Source organism: Dysgonomonas gadei ATCC BAA-286 (genome assembly GCF_000213555.1).
Classification (GTDB): domain Bacteria; phylum Bacteroidota; class Bacteroidia; order Bacteroidales; family Dysgonomonadaceae; genus Dysgonomonas; species Dysgonomonas gadei.
On record NZ_GL891985.1, the window covers coordinates 31,315 to 48,684 of the forward strand.

Annotated in this window: 13 protein-coding genes; 7 read left to right on the forward strand and 6 right to left on the reverse strand. The window is 40.4% G+C overall.

Annotated features, from left to right (window positions below):
• The first annotated feature begins 4 nt into the window (after positions 1–4).
• The 7 genes from HMPREF9455_RS12680 to HMPREF9455_RS12710 all read left to right on the forward strand — a co-directional run bounded on the left by HMPREF9455_RS12680 (position 5) and on the right by HMPREF9455_RS12710 (position 11,994).
• Positions 5–1,204, forward strand: a complete 1,200-nt coding sequence (locus tag HMPREF9455_RS12680; protein ID WP_006800105.1) for an acetate kinase — start codon at positions 5–7, stop codon at positions 1,202–1,204.
• A 528-nt stretch (positions 1,205–1,732) separates the two neighbouring features.
• Positions 1,733–4,525 (forward strand): sensor histidine kinase, encoded by a 2,793-nt coding sequence (locus HMPREF9455_RS20745; protein ID WP_006800106.1) that lies wholly within the window; start codon positions 1,733–1,735, stop codon positions 4,523–4,525.
• 14 nt (positions 4,526–4,539) lie between these two features.
• Positions 4,540–5,313, forward strand: coding sequence for a LytR/AlgR family response regulator transcription factor (locus tag HMPREF9455_RS12690; RefSeq protein WP_006800107.1), 774 nt, complete (start codon positions 4,540–4,542; stop codon positions 5,311–5,313).
• A gap of 186 nt (positions 5,314–5,499) precedes the next feature.
• Positions 5,500–6,480: a GSCFA domain-containing protein gene (locus tag HMPREF9455_RS12695; protein WP_006800108.1), complete on the forward strand. Its 981-nt coding sequence runs from the start codon at positions 5,500–5,502 to the stop codon at positions 6,478–6,480.
• Positions 6,481–6,499: 19 nt separating this feature from the next.
• Positions 6,500–8,971, forward strand: coding sequence for a bifunctional UDP-N-acetylmuramoyl-tripeptide:D-alanyl-D-alanine ligase/alanine racemase (locus HMPREF9455_RS12700; protein ID WP_006800109.1), 2,472 nt, complete (start codon positions 6,500–6,502; stop codon positions 8,969–8,971).
• A gap of 243 nt (positions 8,972–9,214) precedes the next feature.
• On the forward strand, positions 9,215–9,673 hold the full coding sequence (locus HMPREF9455_RS12705) for a hypothetical protein (protein ID WP_006800110.1): 459 nt from the start codon (positions 9,215–9,217) through the stop codon (positions 9,671–9,673).
• A gap of 107 nt (positions 9,674–9,780) precedes the next feature.
• Entirely contained in the window at positions 9,781–11,994 is a 2,214-nt protein-coding gene (locus HMPREF9455_RS12710; protein ID WP_006800111.1) for a TonB-dependent receptor, read from the forward strand.
• 51 nt (positions 11,995–12,045) lie between these two features.
• On the opposite strand, the gene HMPREF9455_RS12715 is transcribed toward HMPREF9455_RS12710, so the two are convergent.
• The 6 genes from HMPREF9455_RS12715 to HMPREF9455_RS12740 form a co-directional block, all read right to left on the reverse strand.
• Positions 12,046–12,738 (reverse strand): DNA alkylation repair protein, encoded by a 693-nt coding sequence (locus tag HMPREF9455_RS12715; protein ID WP_006800112.1) that lies wholly within the window; start codon positions 12,736–12,738, stop codon positions 12,046–12,048.
• A 1-nt stretch (position 12,739) separates the two neighbouring features.
• Positions 12,740–13,039: a Dabb family protein gene (locus HMPREF9455_RS12720; RefSeq protein WP_006800113.1), complete on the reverse strand. Its 300-nt coding sequence runs from the start codon at positions 13,037–13,039 to the stop codon at positions 12,740–12,742.
• Positions 13,040–13,056: 17 nt separating this feature from the next.
• Positions 13,057–13,515, reverse strand: a complete 459-nt coding sequence (locus tag HMPREF9455_RS12725) for a hypothetical protein (RefSeq protein WP_006800114.1) — start codon at positions 13,513–13,515, stop codon at positions 13,057–13,059.
• A gap of 76 nt (positions 13,516–13,591) precedes the next feature.
• On the reverse strand, positions 13,592–14,878 hold the full coding sequence (locus HMPREF9455_RS12730) for an Nramp family divalent metal transporter (RefSeq protein WP_006800115.1): 1,287 nt from the start codon (positions 14,876–14,878) through the stop codon (positions 13,592–13,594).
• 216 nt (positions 14,879–15,094) lie between these two features.
• Positions 15,095–16,483: an MFS transporter gene (locus HMPREF9455_RS12735; RefSeq protein ID WP_044216305.1), complete on the reverse strand. Its 1,389-nt coding sequence runs from the start codon at positions 16,481–16,483 to the stop codon at positions 15,095–15,097.
• Positions 16,480–17,190, reverse strand: coding sequence for a type 1 glutamine amidotransferase (locus HMPREF9455_RS12740; RefSeq protein ID WP_006800117.1), 711 nt, complete (start codon positions 17,188–17,190; stop codon positions 16,480–16,482). The genes HMPREF9455_RS12735 and HMPREF9455_RS12740 overlap by 4 nt, the downstream gene beginning before the upstream one ends.
• Positions 17,191–17,370 lie beyond the last annotated feature (180 nt).

Sequence of the window (17,370 nt, forward strand, 5' to 3'; positions counted from 1 at the left end):
CAGTATGAAGATATTAGTATTGAACTGTGGTAGTTCGTCTATAAAATATAAGCTTTTCGATATGGAAAGCAAGGAAGTTTTGGCTCAGGGAGGTGTAGAGAAGATAGGACTGAAAGGTTCCTTCCTTAAATTTCCTGCTGCTAACGGAGATAAAGTTGTACTTGAAGGAGAAATACTCGAGCATCAGGCCGGTATAGAATATATTCTCGGAGTCCTTCTTAGTGAAAAATATGGCTGTATAAAATCATTAAGTGAAATAGATGCTGTAGGCCACCGCGTAGTACATGGGGGAGAAGAATTCAACAGCAGTGTATTTATCACAGATGAGGTGATTAAAAAAATGGAGGAATGCATAGAGCTTGCCCCATTACACAATCCACCCAATCTGGCAGGTATCTATGCTGTAAAAGAGCTGATGGGAGATATTCCTCAGGTGGGTGTATTCGATACAGCTTTTCATCAGACAATGCCGCCAAAGGCATATATGTATGGTCTGCCATATTCACTATATCAGAAATATGCCATCCGTCGTTACGGATTCCATGGTACGAGTCATCGTTATGTTTCGCGTAAGGCTTGTGAATCGCTGGGTATTCCATACGAGGAGCAACGGATTATTTCAGCACATATCGGTAATGGCGGCTCTCTGGCTGCTATTAAAGGAGGTGTTTCTGTAGACACATCGATGGGTATGACCCCCGTCGAAGGTTTGTTGATGGGGACACGTTCGGGAGATGTGGATGCAGGTATAATCTCATTCATAATGGAAAAAGAAAATATTGGCACACAGGCAATTTCTACTCTCGTAAATAAACATAGCGGTTTGCTGGGAGTTTCAGGCGTTTCATCTGATATGCGCGAAATCAGAGCTGCCATTGCCGAAGGAAACGAAAAGGCCAAATTAGCCTATGATATGTTTCTCTACCGTATCAAGAAATATATAGGGGCATATACAGCAGCTTTGGGAGGTCTTGATATCTTACTTTTCACAGGAGGTATAGGAGAAAATGCCGTTTACCTTAGAGAAGAAATCTGTCTCGACTTAGAATTTTTGGGAATAAAACTTGATACAGAGAAAAATGTGAAGATTTATGGGGAAGAGGCGGTAATTACCACACCGGATTCTAAAATAAAAGTGATGGTTGTACCAACTGATGAAGAATTTATGATTGCTTCGGATACTATGGATATCGTAAACAGATAACCATAATACTTAATAATCAATGAAATATATAAAAAGGTCTGGCTTCAGGCCTTTTTTATTTGTTTATAATACGCAAGGATATTTAACATTTGGGCAGATATTCCCAAGGTCTCCGTTAAACAAATTTAAACTGTTAAAATAACATTTGTGATTATTTGGAATATTCCCGGACACCCCTTATCTTTGTAATGTGTTTTTCATAGTATTAGATTTAAGGTTAACAATGAAGATTGGTTGTCGGGATGACAACCTTTTCTTTTTTATAGCAGTTTGATTAAATAAATACCATTACTCCGAAAACACATAAATCCCATAAATTACGATATAAAAACATTTTCAAGACTTTATAAATAAGGTTTACTCATCGCTATATGACTGGTATGATCATGCGGAAAGACTTGTTTCGGATAATAACCTCTTATAACCATTTAATAGCTCCGGATAGCTATATAATAATAACAACATTCCAGAATAATATTAAATCATAGATTTGACTTGAGATTTAAGTTATTAATTAAATTTGTTATTATGAAAACAAAACTATTGATTGTATTGCTGGTGTTAATCTCCATGTTTGCTCAGGCCAAAGAGGTGCGAACCTTCGACAAACTGAGGCAAGGCGACTCATTCAGGCTTAAAGTAACTGTGTCAGACGGAGTGGTCGGACATAATTCGATATGGGATTTCGATCAAGCGCAAAAGTTAGAAGTACAGTTCGATGTACTTTCTGTGGATAAAGATTCTGTCAGATTTGGAATCAAACCTACCAATTGGTTTGCACATTTCCAAGATAAGGATCAACATGATCCAAACCCATATAGCCTGTTTAAAGTATATAATTATTACGACTCTTATTTCTTTAGCCGTTATGCAAATGGTGAAAGCATATTCTATTTATTTAGAGATAATAATGTTATCCTTTCTGCAAGTATAAAGGATGGAAAAGTAAGTACTAACTTCCTCCCCATTCCCGAAGAAAGCGGAATATTCACACGTGACAGAAAAAGATGGTACAGCGATTTACTTCAGATAACAACAGGGGTAAAAATAATAGGAGGAGGTGGCATTCCGAAAGATTTGACATTAGACTTTGAGGCAGTCCTGAGAACTGCGGCTCAAGGCTTCTTTCACAATTGGATCGAAAAGAGCAGAAAAGGCAATCTGATGCCGTGGTTTGTCGATTTAAGAGACCCTGTCACTACCCAGAATACCCAAACTCCTACTTTTGTGCAAATAGTTTCGGCTTCATTTGATCTTCAGCCGAATGTACGTTTGATATATACGCCCTCAAAAGATATACCCGAGGATCGTGTCTTTATAACTAATAATGGCGAAAGAATCAGGCCTGCAAAAAAGTCATCTGATGGTTCATATACCTTTGAATTCTTCCTGTCATCACCAAAAAGAATGGAAATTAATGGCATTTTACTGGACCTCACACCTGATGATTCAATAAAGATAGAATATAATACTGTAGAAAATGACTATTTATTTACAGGCAGGGGCAGTGCCAATTCAGCCTATACTAACCAAATCGTAAAGTTTTATAAGGAGGAAAAAGAATTACAAAACTCTGGCGAACTCTGGAAAATTACACAGCAACAGATAGACGACTTCTTCGACAAAGGTAAAGCCAAACATCAGACCCTGCTGCAAACTTATGGCAAAGAAATGAATGCTTATTGGGTAAGATCGGCAGAACTATCATACAACTATTGGTATTTGTCCGAAAAAGTTAACATGCATAATGCCATAACGCAGCAGAATATTGGGGACTTAATGAAACCAATGCCTCTACAGTATCAAATAGACTGGACGAGTAAAGAATTTGGGTGTATATTTCCGACGACCGACTATTTGTACCAGCCTTATACATACGGAGAGTTCCTTGATAGCTATTATAGCTACAAAGCATGGCAGACAAATGATGATGTGCTTACCGGAATGAGGTATCTTCAAGAACATATTCCCAAATATTACTTTGCTGATGCCATATTCTGGGGATATCCGCGGTTCTATCTGACCTCTGAGACACTAAAATATCTGATGACAGGCTTTCATCTGGAGGATAGCCAAAGAGAATACGACGACTTCCTGAGAAAATGCGCTGAACCCGGATTACGTACAAGCATAACTTCTATGCATGAACAGGTGGAAAAAGTAGAACCCGGAGCGAATATTAAAGATCTTAATCTGGCAATTCAGAACTATATACCATTAAAAAATGCATCTGATAGTTATATCGTATTGCTTGTAGATGAAGGATTAACAGAATCCTTTAACCTTCAACTGAAGAATCCGTATAAAGAATCAGATAAGGAAAATGATTATCTCCGGGATAAAATAACGCCCTGCGTAATAACTTCCGCATCAAGGAAATCCCTTTTTGAAAAAAATAACAATGCGCAGGAGTATATTACTTTTGTATCCGATGATAAATTACGCGATTATTATGATAAAGTTATCACCCGAAAAGGATGTTATATCATAATGAGAAGTGATGGGACTATTCTGGATAGGGTACTGGGTAACTATAACGACTCAGGCATTCTTATCTTATCGGTAATAGAAGAAGATATTCAAAAACAAAAGAATCAGAGTACCGCTTCGGGCGGTATTCTGGTGCCTATTATTTTATCTTCACTTTTCTCTGTGATACTCACATTCTTCATAGTACGGCTGGTAATCCAACGGCGAGAGCGTACCAAAAGACATATTTCAGAACTTGAGCTAAAAGCTATCCGTGCTCAGATGAATCCACACTTTACTTTCAATGCTCTAGGTTCCATTCAGAATCTTATAAATCAGAAAAAGGATAAAGAAGCGAATGACTATTTGGTTAACTTTGCAAAACTGCTTCGTCTGGTATTATCAACATCGGAGAAGAGACTGATTACTCTGTCGGAAGAAATAGAGCAACTGGAATTATACCTTCGCCTCGAACAGTTGCGTGTACCTTTCAGGTATACTATTGATATAGATGAAAGTATCGACGTGGAGAACGAGGAAATACCCGGGATGTTGATTCAGCCGATTGTTGAAAATGCCGTAAAACACGGAGTTGTTCCCAAGGGAGGTGGACATATAAAGTTGACTTTTACAATGACCGGACAAGTGTTGTATGTAACCGTAACAGATACAGGCAATGGCTATGTTGTACCGGAAGACACCACAAAAACAGGATTTGGATTACAGGCAATCCGTGAACGGTTGAAGCTGTTAAACAAGGAGCTGAAACTCGAGATCGGTTTGCAAATAGAGAATATTGAAACAGATCGCAAAATCACCGGGTGCATGGTTACAATATCGATACCCGTTTAAAACTTAAGATATAAATGACAAATATTCCTATACGAGCAATTATTGTAGAAGACGAGCAAAATAATCGTGAAAACCTTCAGCAGCTTCTCTCTGAATACTGTCCTGCGGTTGAGATAGTTGCTTTATGTTCGTCGGCGCTTGAAGGCCGGCAGAATATCGTAGAATTAAAACCCGACCTGGTCTTTCTTGATGTGGAAATGCCGGGCGGTGATGGTTTCTCTATGCTGGAGAGTCTTTCCAAATTTGATTTCGAAGTGATTTTTGTGACTGCATTCACCAATTATGCAGTTAAAGCAATAAAAATATCGGCACTAGATTACATTGTAAAACCAATAGATACTATGGAGTTATTGAAAGCAGTGGATAAGGCTATAGAAACAATACACAGCAAACAAAATAACACACGAATGCTTAATCTACTGAATAACAGAAGTAAACAGGATAATAAGAAAACAATTGCCCTACCCCTGTCCAATAAAATTGAATTCGTAGAGATTATGAATATTATCCGGTGCGAATCGGATGGGAATTATACATTCTTCTATCTCAAGAGTGGCGAGAAATTATTGATATCAAAGACTCTTAAGGAATACGACGAATTACTCTCTCCTATAAATTTCCTTCGGGTACACCAGTCCCATCTGATAAATCTGAATGAAGTAAAAAGTTTTGTGAAAACCGACGGAGGGTATATATTGATGAAAGATGGGTCGAGTATCACGATATCCCGTCAGCGACGAGAGATGGTATTACGTGTTTTACATAAAAACGACTTCAAAGAACGCTAGGGTTTCGTTAGATTATATAACCGTTCGAAAAAAACATTCTAACCCAAAATATCCTGAGTTTAAAGCGGCACAAAATTTAATTTTAAATACAAACTAAAAATTTAAGATATAAAATATATCATTAGAATATACCCCTTTCTTATCTTCCTTTTTCTTATTTTTGTGCAACCATATCTTATCTAACAAATGGAATTCAGGACAAAAATAGAAATACCAAAATCAGACCTGACAGTTTCTCATAGAAGCAGCATATTAATGATTGGTTCCTGCTTTATTGAGAATATGGGAAGATTGCTTACCGATAATAAATTCAATGTAAATCTCAATCCGTTTGGCGTACTTTACAATCCTAAATCGATCAACCAGGCTTTAAAGCTACTCATCGAAAAAAAGAAATTCACCGAAAACGATGTTTTCGAATACAAAGGGCTTTATCATAGCTTTTTCCATCATAGTATATTCTCTAATATAGATATAGATAAATGTATTGAAGGAATAAACACAAAAATCGAAAAATCTTCTGCTGATTTACGGCAGGCAGATATTCTGTTCATCACATTCGGTACGGCATATGTCTTCCGGTCGAAAAAAAGCAATATGGTCGTAGGCAATTGCCATAAACTGCCCGCATCGGATTTTGACAGATACCGGCTTTCTGTCGATGATATTGTGAATGATTGGAAATCCTTGATAGACGAACTAAGACTGATAAACCCGACTCTCCAAATCCTGTTTACTGTAAGTCCTATCCGCCACATGAAAGATGGCGCCCACGAAAATCAGCTTAGCAAATCGACATTGCTCCTCGCTATTGATAAATTAAGGGAGAAAGCAACCGGGTTGCACTACTTTCCCTCCTATGAAATTGTTCTAGATGAACTGCGTGACTACCGATTCTATAATGATGATATGACGCATCCGAATACAATGGCGATCAACTATATATGGGAACGATTTTCCGATACGTATTTTAGAGCCGAAACTCATCCGGTAATAGAAGAATGGAACAAGATATACCTTGCTCTCAATCATCGGCCTTTCAATGCTGAAACCGATGAGTATAAGCATTTTTTAAGGCAAACTTTGTTAAAGATTAAAGCCTTCAACGAGAAATATCCATACATTTGCTGTAGTGACGAAGTCTCTGAATTAGAGAGCCGTCTATAAAAAGAAAGAAGAGACTGACATGAAATATTCCATTCATAAAATAGCCAAAATACTTGATGCTATTGTATCCGACCTGAACGATGCAGACATAAGTATATTGCTTACCGATAGCCGTCAAGTGTTTTATCCGGCTGAAACATTATTCTTTGCCTTATCCACGAAGAATAACGATGGACATAAATATATCAACGAACTATATGAACTGGGAGTCCGTAACTTTGTTGTTTCGCAGATACTTCCCGATTGGGAGAATTATAACGATGCGAACTTCCTTGTAGTAACAAATACCCTGGCTGCATTGCAGCGTATCGCGGCATATCATCGCAATCAGTTCGATATTCCTGTTATTGGTATAACAGGCAGCAATGGAAAAACAGTAGTTAAAGAATGGTTATATCAGATACTTCATCAGGACTTTAATATAACCCACTCGCCCCGCAGTTACAATTCCCAGATAGGAGTACCGCTGTCGGTGTGGCAAATGAATGATCATACGCAACTCGGCATCTTCGAAGCAGGGATCTCCCAACCGGAAGAGATGTCGAAGCTGGAGGCGATTATCCGTCCTACTATAGGCATTCTCACCAATATCGGACAGGCTCATCAGGAAGGCTTTAAATCCATGAAGCAGAAATGCCTGGAGAAACTGGAACTGTTTATCAATTGCGATGTCATCATTTGCGAAGAAGAAAATGAACTGATAGATGAATGTATGGAAATTGCGTGTCTGTCGCATAAACGTCTGACATGGTCACGCAGGGGTTCAAGTAAGAGCCCGTTATACATAATGAAAATAGAGAAGCAGGAAAAATCTACGACTATTCATTATTCTGTTTTGGGTATGGCATCTAAGCTGGTGATTCCATTCTCTGACGATGCTTCTATCGAAGATGCGATCCATGTACTGGCTACAGCGTTCTATCTTCATATGTCGCTTCCTGACATAAATGAGCGTATGTCGACTCTCGAGCCTGTAGCTATGCGGCTCGATGTACGTCAGGGGAAGAATAATTCTACTCTCATCAATGACTCGTACAACTCAGATATCAATTCTCTGAATATAGCATTGGACTTTCTTGCACAGCGTGCTACCACCAGCGAACAGAAAAAGGTACTTATCATATCCGACATTCCGCAATCGGGACTTATTCCGCGCGAGTTGTACTATCTGGCCGCCAATCTGGTGTTAAATAAGAAAATAGACCTTCTGATAGGTATAGGGCAGGAAATATCGGCTCACAAGGAGATGTTTAAAGATACCGAAAGCTTGTTCTTTAATACTACCGAAGACTTTATACACTCCAACATCTGGCACGATTTCCATGATATGTTCATCCTGTTGAAGGGGGCGAGAAGCTTCTCTTTCGAGAGTATAAATAAACTGCTGGAGGTAAAGACCCATGAGACCGTACTGGATGTGGACTTGGATGCTATTGTCCATAACTTTAAGTTTTACCGTTCCAAGCTGAATCCGAAAACAAAGATGATCTGTATGGTTAAGGCTGATGGATATGGTACAGGCTCGTCCGAGGTTGCTAAGACGCTCCAGTACCATAAATGCGATTATCTTGCTGTGGCTGTTGCCGAAGAAGGCGTAATTCTGCGTAAACAAGGGATAAAAGTTCCTATTATAGTTCTCAATTCGGAAGTCGGAGGCTTTGAGGAACTCGCCACGTATTCTTTAGAGCCTGAAGTTTATAATTTCAGAATATTGGACGCCTTCATTAAAGAAGCTAAATTGCAGGGTATAACCAACTACCCGATACATATAAAGATAGATACGGGTATGCACCGCCTTGGATTTACAGAAGAGGATATACCTGAATTAATGGATCGCGTCAAAGGGCAGACCGGTGTACGTATACAGTCCGTATTCTCCCATCTGGCTGCCAGCGAAAGCTGGAACTTTGATGATTTCACCCTCCAACAGATCAAGACATTTAAGAAGATAGCCGGAGAAGTTGAAGACAGCTGCCATTATCCGGTGATGAAGCATATTCTCAATTCAGCAGGAATAGAACGTTTCCCTGAAGAACAATTGGATATGGTACGCCTGGGGATAAGCCTCTATGGTGTCAGTGCCAGTGGCTTGAACGGGCTTCGCAATGTATGTACGCTGAAAACAACTATTTTGCAGATAAAGCACATCAAGGCCGGAGAAACCGTTGGTTACGGACGTAAGGGGCATTTCGACCACGATGCTACAATAGCCACTATCCGGATCGGTTATGCCGATGGTATCAGCCGTCAGTTTGGGAACGGTGTAGGGGTTGTCCTTGTCAACGGATACCAGGTCTCTATTGTAGGTAACATATGTATGGACCTGACAATGATAGATGTTACAGGTATAGAAGTCAAAGAAGGGGATATTGTTACTATCTTCGGAGAAAATCTTCCGGTAACCGATTTGGCAAAAAAAATAAATACGATCCCTTACGAAATATTTACATCGATATCCAACAGGGTTAAGCATATATATTATAAAGAATAATCAGTTCTTCTGTTGAAGGGCAGGATAGCGAAAAACTGACAAAGTTGACTACTTTTGTATACTTTTTATTTATCAATTTTAAATACAATTACAATTTTTCAAAGAGCTATAAGCTAACAGCTAAAGGCTATCAGCTCTATTTATAGATAAACTTGTATAGAAGAAATACGTCATAAGTATGTTTCTGCTAAAACTTCTTAAAAACTTATCTGTTATATAAAAATAATTACCTTTGTAGTTGAAATGAAAAAGTTTGGTCAGACACTTATATTATTGATTGCCGCCGCAACTGTATTTTTCACAGGTGCAGGGGTGACAATTATAAACTACTGCTGTACTACTTGCAGTGGCCAGACACTTTTTATGACCGAACAACATGTATGCTGCGCACAGGCTGGTCAAACTGAAGAAGCTTCAGGCTGCTGTTCTGTTAAAGATACAGCACATCACGATACATGTGAAACTTCGTTTAAAAGTGAGACGCACTGTTCGGCATCCCGCTTGTCTATAGATATAGATGCCTCATCATTCCGTCCTCAGGTGGCAACTCCTTTTGTGTGGATATCGGATGCTTCATTGGCTGTTACTTCGAATATTTTACCCGAAAAGGTAGAATATACCGATGAATATACTCAGTTTGAATCACCTCCCGAAAGTCCTCCGAGGGATTACCTGTCCCTTATCAGAGTACTTATCATTTGATTTCTCTACCTTAGTTATGTTATACAGGATATTCAGATAATCCTGTACTTAATGCTTTGTACTTACTACTAAGTGCTTATTAACTCATTACTAATAAAGAGAATCAAATGAAAACGATAAAACTATTTATAATATTACTACTTCTTCCCACACTGGCTTTCAGTAAAGACATATTGAAAGGATATATTTACGACGCTCAGAAGCAGCCTTTGATAGGCGCCAGCGTACATTGGGAAAATTCCAAAACGAGTGTGCTCACTGACGAAAAAGGCTACTTTGAGATAAACGGTACGCCTCACAAGGATCATATGCTCGAAGTGAACTATATCGGCTTTAAAAATAAGGTCGTTCACATCCACGATTTTGCGGATATGCAGAATATAACACTGGATGAAGATAATGAATTGGGTGAGGTCATTATAGAAAAGACCCCTCCGGGAACGATTAAGTCCCGTACCAGCCTCTTGAATACCGAAAAGATAACAACCAAAGAACTGCATCGCGCCGCATGTTGTAATCTGTCCGAAAGTTTTGAAACCAACCCTTCGGTAGACGTATCGTTCAGTGATGCTGTGACAGGGGCAAAACAAATCCAGCTTTTAGGTTTGGCAGGAACATATGTGCAGACTCTAACTGAAAATTATCCGAACTTTCGCGGGCCGGCTTCTATTTATGGTTTGGACTATATTCCCGGCCCGTGGATGGAAAGCATACAAATATCCAAAGGAGCAGCATCGGTGAAAAACGGCTATGAATCTATCACCGGGCAAATGAATGTGGAATACAAGAAACCGAATAGCGCCGATCCCCTCAGTCTGAATCTGTTTGCGAGTGATGCAGGCCGGTATGAAGGAAATGCCGACGCAGCCTTTATATTGAATGATAAGCTGAATACAGGCCTATTCCTCCATTATTCGAATGAGTCGGCTTCACATGACGATAATGACGATAGCTTCCTGGATGCGCCGAAGAAGCATCAGTTCAATATGATGAACCGCTGGCATTATATGTCGGGACGCTATGCTTCCCAATTTGGTGTCCGTTTTGTGCAGGATTACCGTACCAGCGGACAGACAATGCATACCTTGACTCCGTCATCCCTGAATAAGGATAACCCTTATGAAATAACGGTGAATGCAAACCGTGGAGAGTTCTATACAAAGAATTCTTATATTGTCGATGAAGAAAGAAATGGCAATGTGGCGCTGATATTCACAGGCTCATATCACGACCAGAAATCACAGTATGCAGCCAATAAATATAATGTGTACGGTAAAAATCTGTATGCCTCATTGATGTATGAAACCGGGCTTGGAAAGGCGCATCAACTAAGTGCAGGACTCAGTATGAACTGGGATAAATACAACCAGTCCATATATCTGGCACAGCCGATTACCAACCAGCCGGATCAGGAAACAACAACAGGCGGTTATCTCCAGTACACATTCAACAAGGATGACAAGTTTATCGCGCTGGCAGGTCTGCGTACCGATTACAGCTCCCTGCACGACAAAATGTTTGTAACTCCACGCCTACATCTGAAATATATGCCTGTAGAATGGCTGAACATGAGAGCCTCGGCAGGCAAAGGCTACCGGACTGTATTTGTTATGCCGGAGAATAGTTTCTATCTGGCCAGCAGCAGGAAGATAGAGATAGCCGATAATCTGAAGCAGGAATCGGCATGGAACTACGGTACAAGCATATCTTTCCATATCCCGGTCAAAGGCGAAGAGCTTACTATCTCCGGAGAATGGTACCGTACCGACTTCGATAATCAGGTAGTAACAGACGTGGACAGCAACCCTCATGCAGTACAATTCTATAACCTGCAAGGAAAGTCATACGCCAATAGCTTCCAGATAGAGGCATCTTATCCTTTATTCAAAGGCTTCAATATACTGGGAGCTTACCGTTGGACGGACGCGAAGACGAATTATGGCGGCAAGCTGATGAAGAAGCCTCTTGTCAGTGATTACAAGGCACTGGTTACAGCTTCATATGAAACCCCTTTAAGAAAATGGGTATTCGACCTCACATCTCAATTTAACGGTGGAGGGCGTATGCCTACTCCCTATGCAGCAAATCCGCTGTGGGATACCAGATTCGATTCGTTTACTATCCTGAATGCTCAGGTGACCAAGAACTTCCGAAACTGGAGTGTATATGTAGGTGCGGAAAATATAACTGACTTCAGGCAGAAGAATCCTATCATATCTTCCGAGAATCCATTCGGAGATGATTTTGACGCTACAATGGTCTGGGGCCCTACAATGGGACGTAAGTTCTATGCCGGCCTGAGATATACTATAGGGAAGTAAACGAGCCCCCTCCCGGCCTCCCCCTTGGGGAGGTGTCCGGTATAGAGTCTCTCATGAAGCCCCTCCTTCGGAGGGGTTGGGGAGGCTATAATACTCAAATTCGAATAGCAGACTATTATATGCTTCTTGCTTTATCAAGTTGTTATCATCCTTATATATAGATAACTTGTCCAGTATTATATCAGCTTCACTCTTTGATTGACGTCCTATGTGCTTCAATGCCAACGAGGCTGCATTGCGAAGAAACATATTATCTGAAATAACATCATCCCATATAAAGGTATAATCATTTGCAGACTGTTTATCTGCTTTCTTTATTAGAAACAGGCGGGCCAGAAGCCAATAGCCTGTTGTGCGGATACTCTCGTCTTTGCTGTTACTCCATCCCAAAGCCAGTTTACCGGCAAAAGGAAGGATTTGTAACAGATTAAGGGATAGTTGCTCCCTTATCTCCTGATTCGGAATCTCTGTAACCCATTTATTGGCGACGACCTCTGTAAAGTCATCGGCAGGATAGAGGAGAGTCGCCAGTATTTTTAGTTCTCGGGTATCTTCTTTCCAGAGTATTTCAGCTAGCTCTGCATCAGGTTTGTAACGACCGGACAACTCTTTTATCTGCTGGATATTCAGTCCGAAATTCACTTTGTAAGATATGCCCCGCTGCCGCATACTGGTAGATGCGATACCGTTCATGGCTTTGCGACAACGCTGACGGATATCTCTTATTATTTCTTCCTGTTGCATTTTATCCCTCGTAATCTACCGCTTTTCTATCCATAACCGCTTCTCTGATAAACGGAAGCACTGCCTGATGCAAAGGATGATTCTGATAGGTATCCAGCGCTTCTTTGCTTGATAACTCGGAATAGAGTACTACATCGAAATTTCCTCCTCCCAGAAAATCAATACCGACTTCTATTTTTAATAAGCCGTCGATTTTTCCGCTGAGGGCTTCCAGTTTTTCTTTTACCAGTCCGGCATTAGTTGCCTTGTTGTTTCCGTGGGCCTCGTCTTTGAGCTTCCACATTACAATATGCTTGATCATTATAGTTGAATTTAGTTTTACTTTTGTTTAATATAATCTTCCGGCATCAGTTTTACTTCCGCGAAAAGCTTTCCGTCCATTGTGTAATATGCATAATAAACAATCATTTTGTTGTCTTTAAACATATCTATATCCTTCCCTGTTGTACTCTGCAAAGCATAGGTGAGCATGGATTTTACATTTCTGGTAAATTCTTCTGCAGAAACAGTCGGAGCCTGAGTAAAAGTATAAGAATATTTATATTCTCTTTTAGACATGGCCTCCGCTTTATCCAATCTGATACCTCCCGGCATGGGCATAGGTGTTGTTTTATTGGTTTCTTCTGCCAGTTTTACGAACTTAGCATCAGGTGCATCGGCTTTATTTATTACTTTCTCAGTTTCGGAAGACGTTTCAGACTTAGTCTTCGATCCGCAACTTGTCGATACTCCTGTTATAAGAGTAGAGCAAAGGATAAATAATATAATCTTTTTCATATGCTTCTATTTTATAAAATGGGATAGGATTACGGCCTTAAAGATAGGTATTTGGTAATAAAGTAACAATCTTATCCTATAATTTGATGTCTGTAAAAAAACTTGCAAGTAAAAGTATATTCAGGAATGTCACAATAGATGCTATACCGTAGAGCCATATCTTAGTCCGCAGCGAATTCGCGTATTTACCCATTACCTTTTTCGATGACGTAAGCCGGACTTGCAGAAAGACTGTTACAGGTAGCTGCATACTCAATATTGCCTGCGATATAATCAGCCCTTTGAACGGGTCGCCTATCATAAATATAATGATTAAAGCCACACCTAAGGAAATAAGTATTCCTATGCGGGAGTGTATGTCCTTTATATTGTATGGCTCATTATACATTCCCGCAAAGATAGAACCGGCTGCGATACCCGATGTCATGGATGACGATATTCCGGCCAGCAACAGCGCGACAGCAAATATAACAACGGCATTACTGCCCAATAACGGTTGCAGAAGAGAATGTGCCTGTTGCAAATCGTCGACAATTACTCCCTGTTTGAAAAACGTAGATGCAGCCAGTAGTATCATGGCACTGTTTATCGCCCAGCCGATAAGCATCGAGAAGAACGTATCGAAAAACTCGTATTTCAGTTGTTTTTCCATCACTTTTTCGTCTTGCAGGTTCCATTGTCGGCTTTGTATAACTTCCGAGTGCAGGAACAGGTTGTGTGGCATCACTACGGCTCCGAGTACACTCATGATTATCAGCATGCTGCCTTCCGGCACAGACGGTACGACCCATGCTTTTGCCGCCTCACCCCATTCAATATCAACAAGGAACAGTTCGTATATAAAGGAAAGCCCAATCATGGAAACAAAGAAAATGATATAGCGTTCTATCTTCTTGTAGGGATTGGAGAACATCATTATAAATACAAAGACCGCGACAAATACTGCCCCTACTTTAATCGGCACATCTAACAACATATTCAAGGCTATTGCCCCTCCCAGAATTTCGGCCAGTGATGTGGAAATGGATGCGCCTATCGCAGACCAGAGTACAATGCGTGAACCGGTCTTCGGCAAATATTTATTTGCGGCTTCCGATAGGCACAATCCTGTAACAATCCCCAGATGGGCAACATTATGCTGTAAAATAATCAGCATTATGGTGGATAGTGTAACCACCCACAACAGAGCGTAGCCGAATTCTGACCCTGCCGCAAAATTTGACGCCCAGTTACCGGGATCGATAAAACCGACGGTAACCAAAAGTCCGGGTCCGATATATTTCAATACCTCAAGAAGTCCCGATTTTTGTTTGGGATTGATTGTATTATAATCTTTCTTTATCTTCTTAAACAGGCTTTTCATATTCTTTCTTCACCAATTACTTTTTTATTCCTTTTATTCTGTGTTCAAAAATCCTTTGTAAATATGCAGAAGGTAACAAAGGTAACACATGTAACACTTTTTACTCATTTGCTAATATGCTAATTTACAAATCTGCTAATTCATTTTTTCAAAGAGATATAAGCTAACAGCTAAAGGCTAAGAGCTATATACATAGATAAACTTTCCGGAATACCTTTACACATCTTTCTTCTTCCTGTCCCTTGCCGATGAAGCGTATACTCCGAATAAACATAATACAAGACAAATAACAAATGTTATCCGCATACTACCGATAAATTGAGACGACAAGGCAGGCGACATCCTCACATTTCCTATCATTATCGAAATAGCCATAATAGCGATACCCATACTGAATGCCTGCCCCGTGAGACGCATTGTTCCCATAGTGGCCGAGGCCAGCCCGTAATGTTTCTTCTCTACCGAACTCATAATGATATTGGTATTGGGTGAGGAAAAAATACCGAATCCCAGTCCTAATAATATAAGTATGCCTCCCAGATAATATAAGTTGGTAGTTTCGGTTATAAAGCATAATCCTACTAATCCTACAGCTATAATTCCCATACCGAGCGTTGCCAGAAATGTCGCGGACATTTTGTCCGACAGACTTCCCGATTTAAGAGAAGCTACCGCCTGTACCACCGATTGCACGATAAGTATCAGTCCGGCATCGCGGGGCGACAGGCCACGCACATATTGCAGATAAAGACTGAGCATAAAGGATATGGCAAAAGTTGCCGAATAGTTAATCAGTGCCGAGAGGGAAGATAAGCGGAATACCCTGTTACCGAGAAATACCCTGATATTGAATACGGGGAATTCCTGTTTTTTCTCATATACAGCAAAGTAAAGGATAACAACGATACCGATACCGATAAAAATGAATCCGCTGACATGAGGAAGTTCCGAAAAGCCATAGATCAAAGATGAAAGAGCCACGGCAAACAATATAGCCCCGACAGTATCGAACGTACTCTTTCCTTCCTCCTTCCAGTCGTCTTTAATTATCACTATGCCGCCGACAGCCACAATCAGGCTGAGTGCCGCCGATACAAAGAATATACTGTGCCAGTTGAAATACTGGGTAAGTATTCCTCCGATAAAAGGACCTGCAGCAAGGGAAAAATATACGGCCGCGGCAACCATACCCAGCGCTTTTCCCCGTTTTTCGGCAGGAACGGATGAGGTCAGTATAGCTGTACTTGTACCGAACATCATCGCACTGCCCACCCCGGCCAGAAAGCGGTATATGATAAGGCTTGTTCCCGTAGAGGCAAAGCCGCTTAAAACAGAAAATACAGTAAGTACAATGACGCCCCATACAAAAACCTTTCTGCGCCCTATCATATCGGCGATACGCGCGCAGGGTATCTGAAGTATAGCGGTGGACAACATATAGGAAGTCGGAACCCATCCCGACATGACCGCATCGAGTGATAAGTCGCTGTTTATGTACGGTAAAGCAAGGTTCAGAGCCGAACCCATGAATGGAACCAGAGAGGCCGACAGGCAGATAATGAATATCAGCGCGCCTGTACCTGTGTTATATGTTTTCTGTGTCATATATTTTCTATAAACTTGTCCATCGCGGATTTTATCATCCGGTTGCATTCCTCTATATAATGAGTATTATTTCGTATATAATTTTCTGTCTGAATGTATTTTCCGTCCGTTAGTTCGTCTAATCCGTTGTCCAGCATTTCCGCATAACTTTTTTCTGTCACTTCGAGATGAAATTGCAAAGCCAGAACATTGTCTTTGTACAAAAATGCCTGGTTCTTACACGCTTCACTCGAGGCCAGCAAGCTTGCGTTAGTAGGAAGGTCGAAGGTATCTCCATGCCATTGGAAAACAATAGGTGATGTGTCCTCACAACCGAATAAGGCTTGCGCCCTGATATCGGAAAAAGTAACAGGCAGCCAGCCTATTTCTTTTTCCTTATTCGGATATACTTTCGCCCCTAAGGCTCCGGCTATGATTTGTGAACCCAGGCAAATACCCATAACAGCCTTGTCTGCATTTATAGCCTCTTTCACAAATGCTATTTCTTCTTTCAGCCACGGATATTTATCCTCTTCATATGTGCCCATAGGGCCTCCCATAATGATGAGAAGATCGAATTCCGACAAATCAGGAAATTCGTAGTCTTCGTACATTTTGGTTGTGGAAAGGGTAAAATTGTTTTCATCTATCCATGTTCCAATATATCCAAGCCCTTCGAAGGGAACATGTTGTATGAAATGGATTCTGTAATTACTTTTATTTGCCATAGAGATAGTATATGTCATTTTATATGAATGCATCTAAGCTGCGGGAGCAAAAGCAAAATCTGTTCGGTTTATCCCGGATCACGAAAACGCTTAATGTTATTGAACTCATAAAATTATCAAATTGTTTATACTTAAAAGAAATTTAATCGGACATTCTTCATTTCATGCTGTAAATCTTTA

Coding starts and splice junctions, on each gene's coding strand:
- HMPREF9455_RS12680 (WP_006800105.1), top strand. CDS start 5: ATGAAGATATTAGTATTGAACTGTGGTAGTTCGTCTATAAAATATAAG.
- HMPREF9455_RS20745 (WP_006800106.1), top strand. CDS start 1,733: ATGAAAACAAAACTATTGATTGTATTGCTGGTGTTAATCTCCATGTTT.
- HMPREF9455_RS12690 (WP_006800107.1), top strand. CDS start 4,540: ATGACAAATATTCCTATACGAGCAATTATTGTAGAAGACGAGCAAAAT.
- HMPREF9455_RS12695 (WP_006800108.1), top strand. CDS start 5,500: ATGGAATTCAGGACAAAAATAGAAATACCAAAATCAGACCTGACAGTT.
- HMPREF9455_RS12700 (WP_006800109.1), top strand. CDS start 6,500: ATGAAATATTCCATTCATAAAATAGCCAAAATACTTGATGCTATTGTA.
- HMPREF9455_RS12705 (WP_006800110.1), top strand. CDS start 9,215: ATGAAAAAGTTTGGTCAGACACTTATATTATTGATTGCCGCCGCAACT.
- HMPREF9455_RS12710 (WP_006800111.1), top strand. CDS start 9,781: ATGAAAACGATAAAACTATTTATAATATTACTACTTCTTCCCACACTG.
- HMPREF9455_RS12715 (WP_006800112.1), bottom strand. CDS start 12,738: ATGCAACAGGAAGAAATAATAAGAGATATCCGTCAGCGTTGTCGCAAA.
- HMPREF9455_RS12720 (WP_006800113.1), bottom strand. CDS start 13,039: ATGATCAAGCATATTGTAATGTGGAAGCTCAAAGACGAGGCCCACGGA.
- HMPREF9455_RS12725 (WP_006800114.1), bottom strand. CDS start 13,515: ATGAAAAAGATTATATTATTTATCCTTTGCTCTACTCTTATAACAGGA.
- HMPREF9455_RS12730 (WP_006800115.1), bottom strand. CDS start 14,878: ATGAAAAGCCTGTTTAAGAAGATAAAGAAAGATTATAATACAATCAAT.
- HMPREF9455_RS12735 (WP_044216305.1), bottom strand. CDS start 16,483: ATGACACAGAAAACATATAACACAGGTACAGGCGCGCTGATATTCATT.
- HMPREF9455_RS12740 (WP_006800117.1), bottom strand. CDS start 17,190: ATGGCAAATAAAAGTAATTACAGAATCCATTTCATACAACATGTTCCC.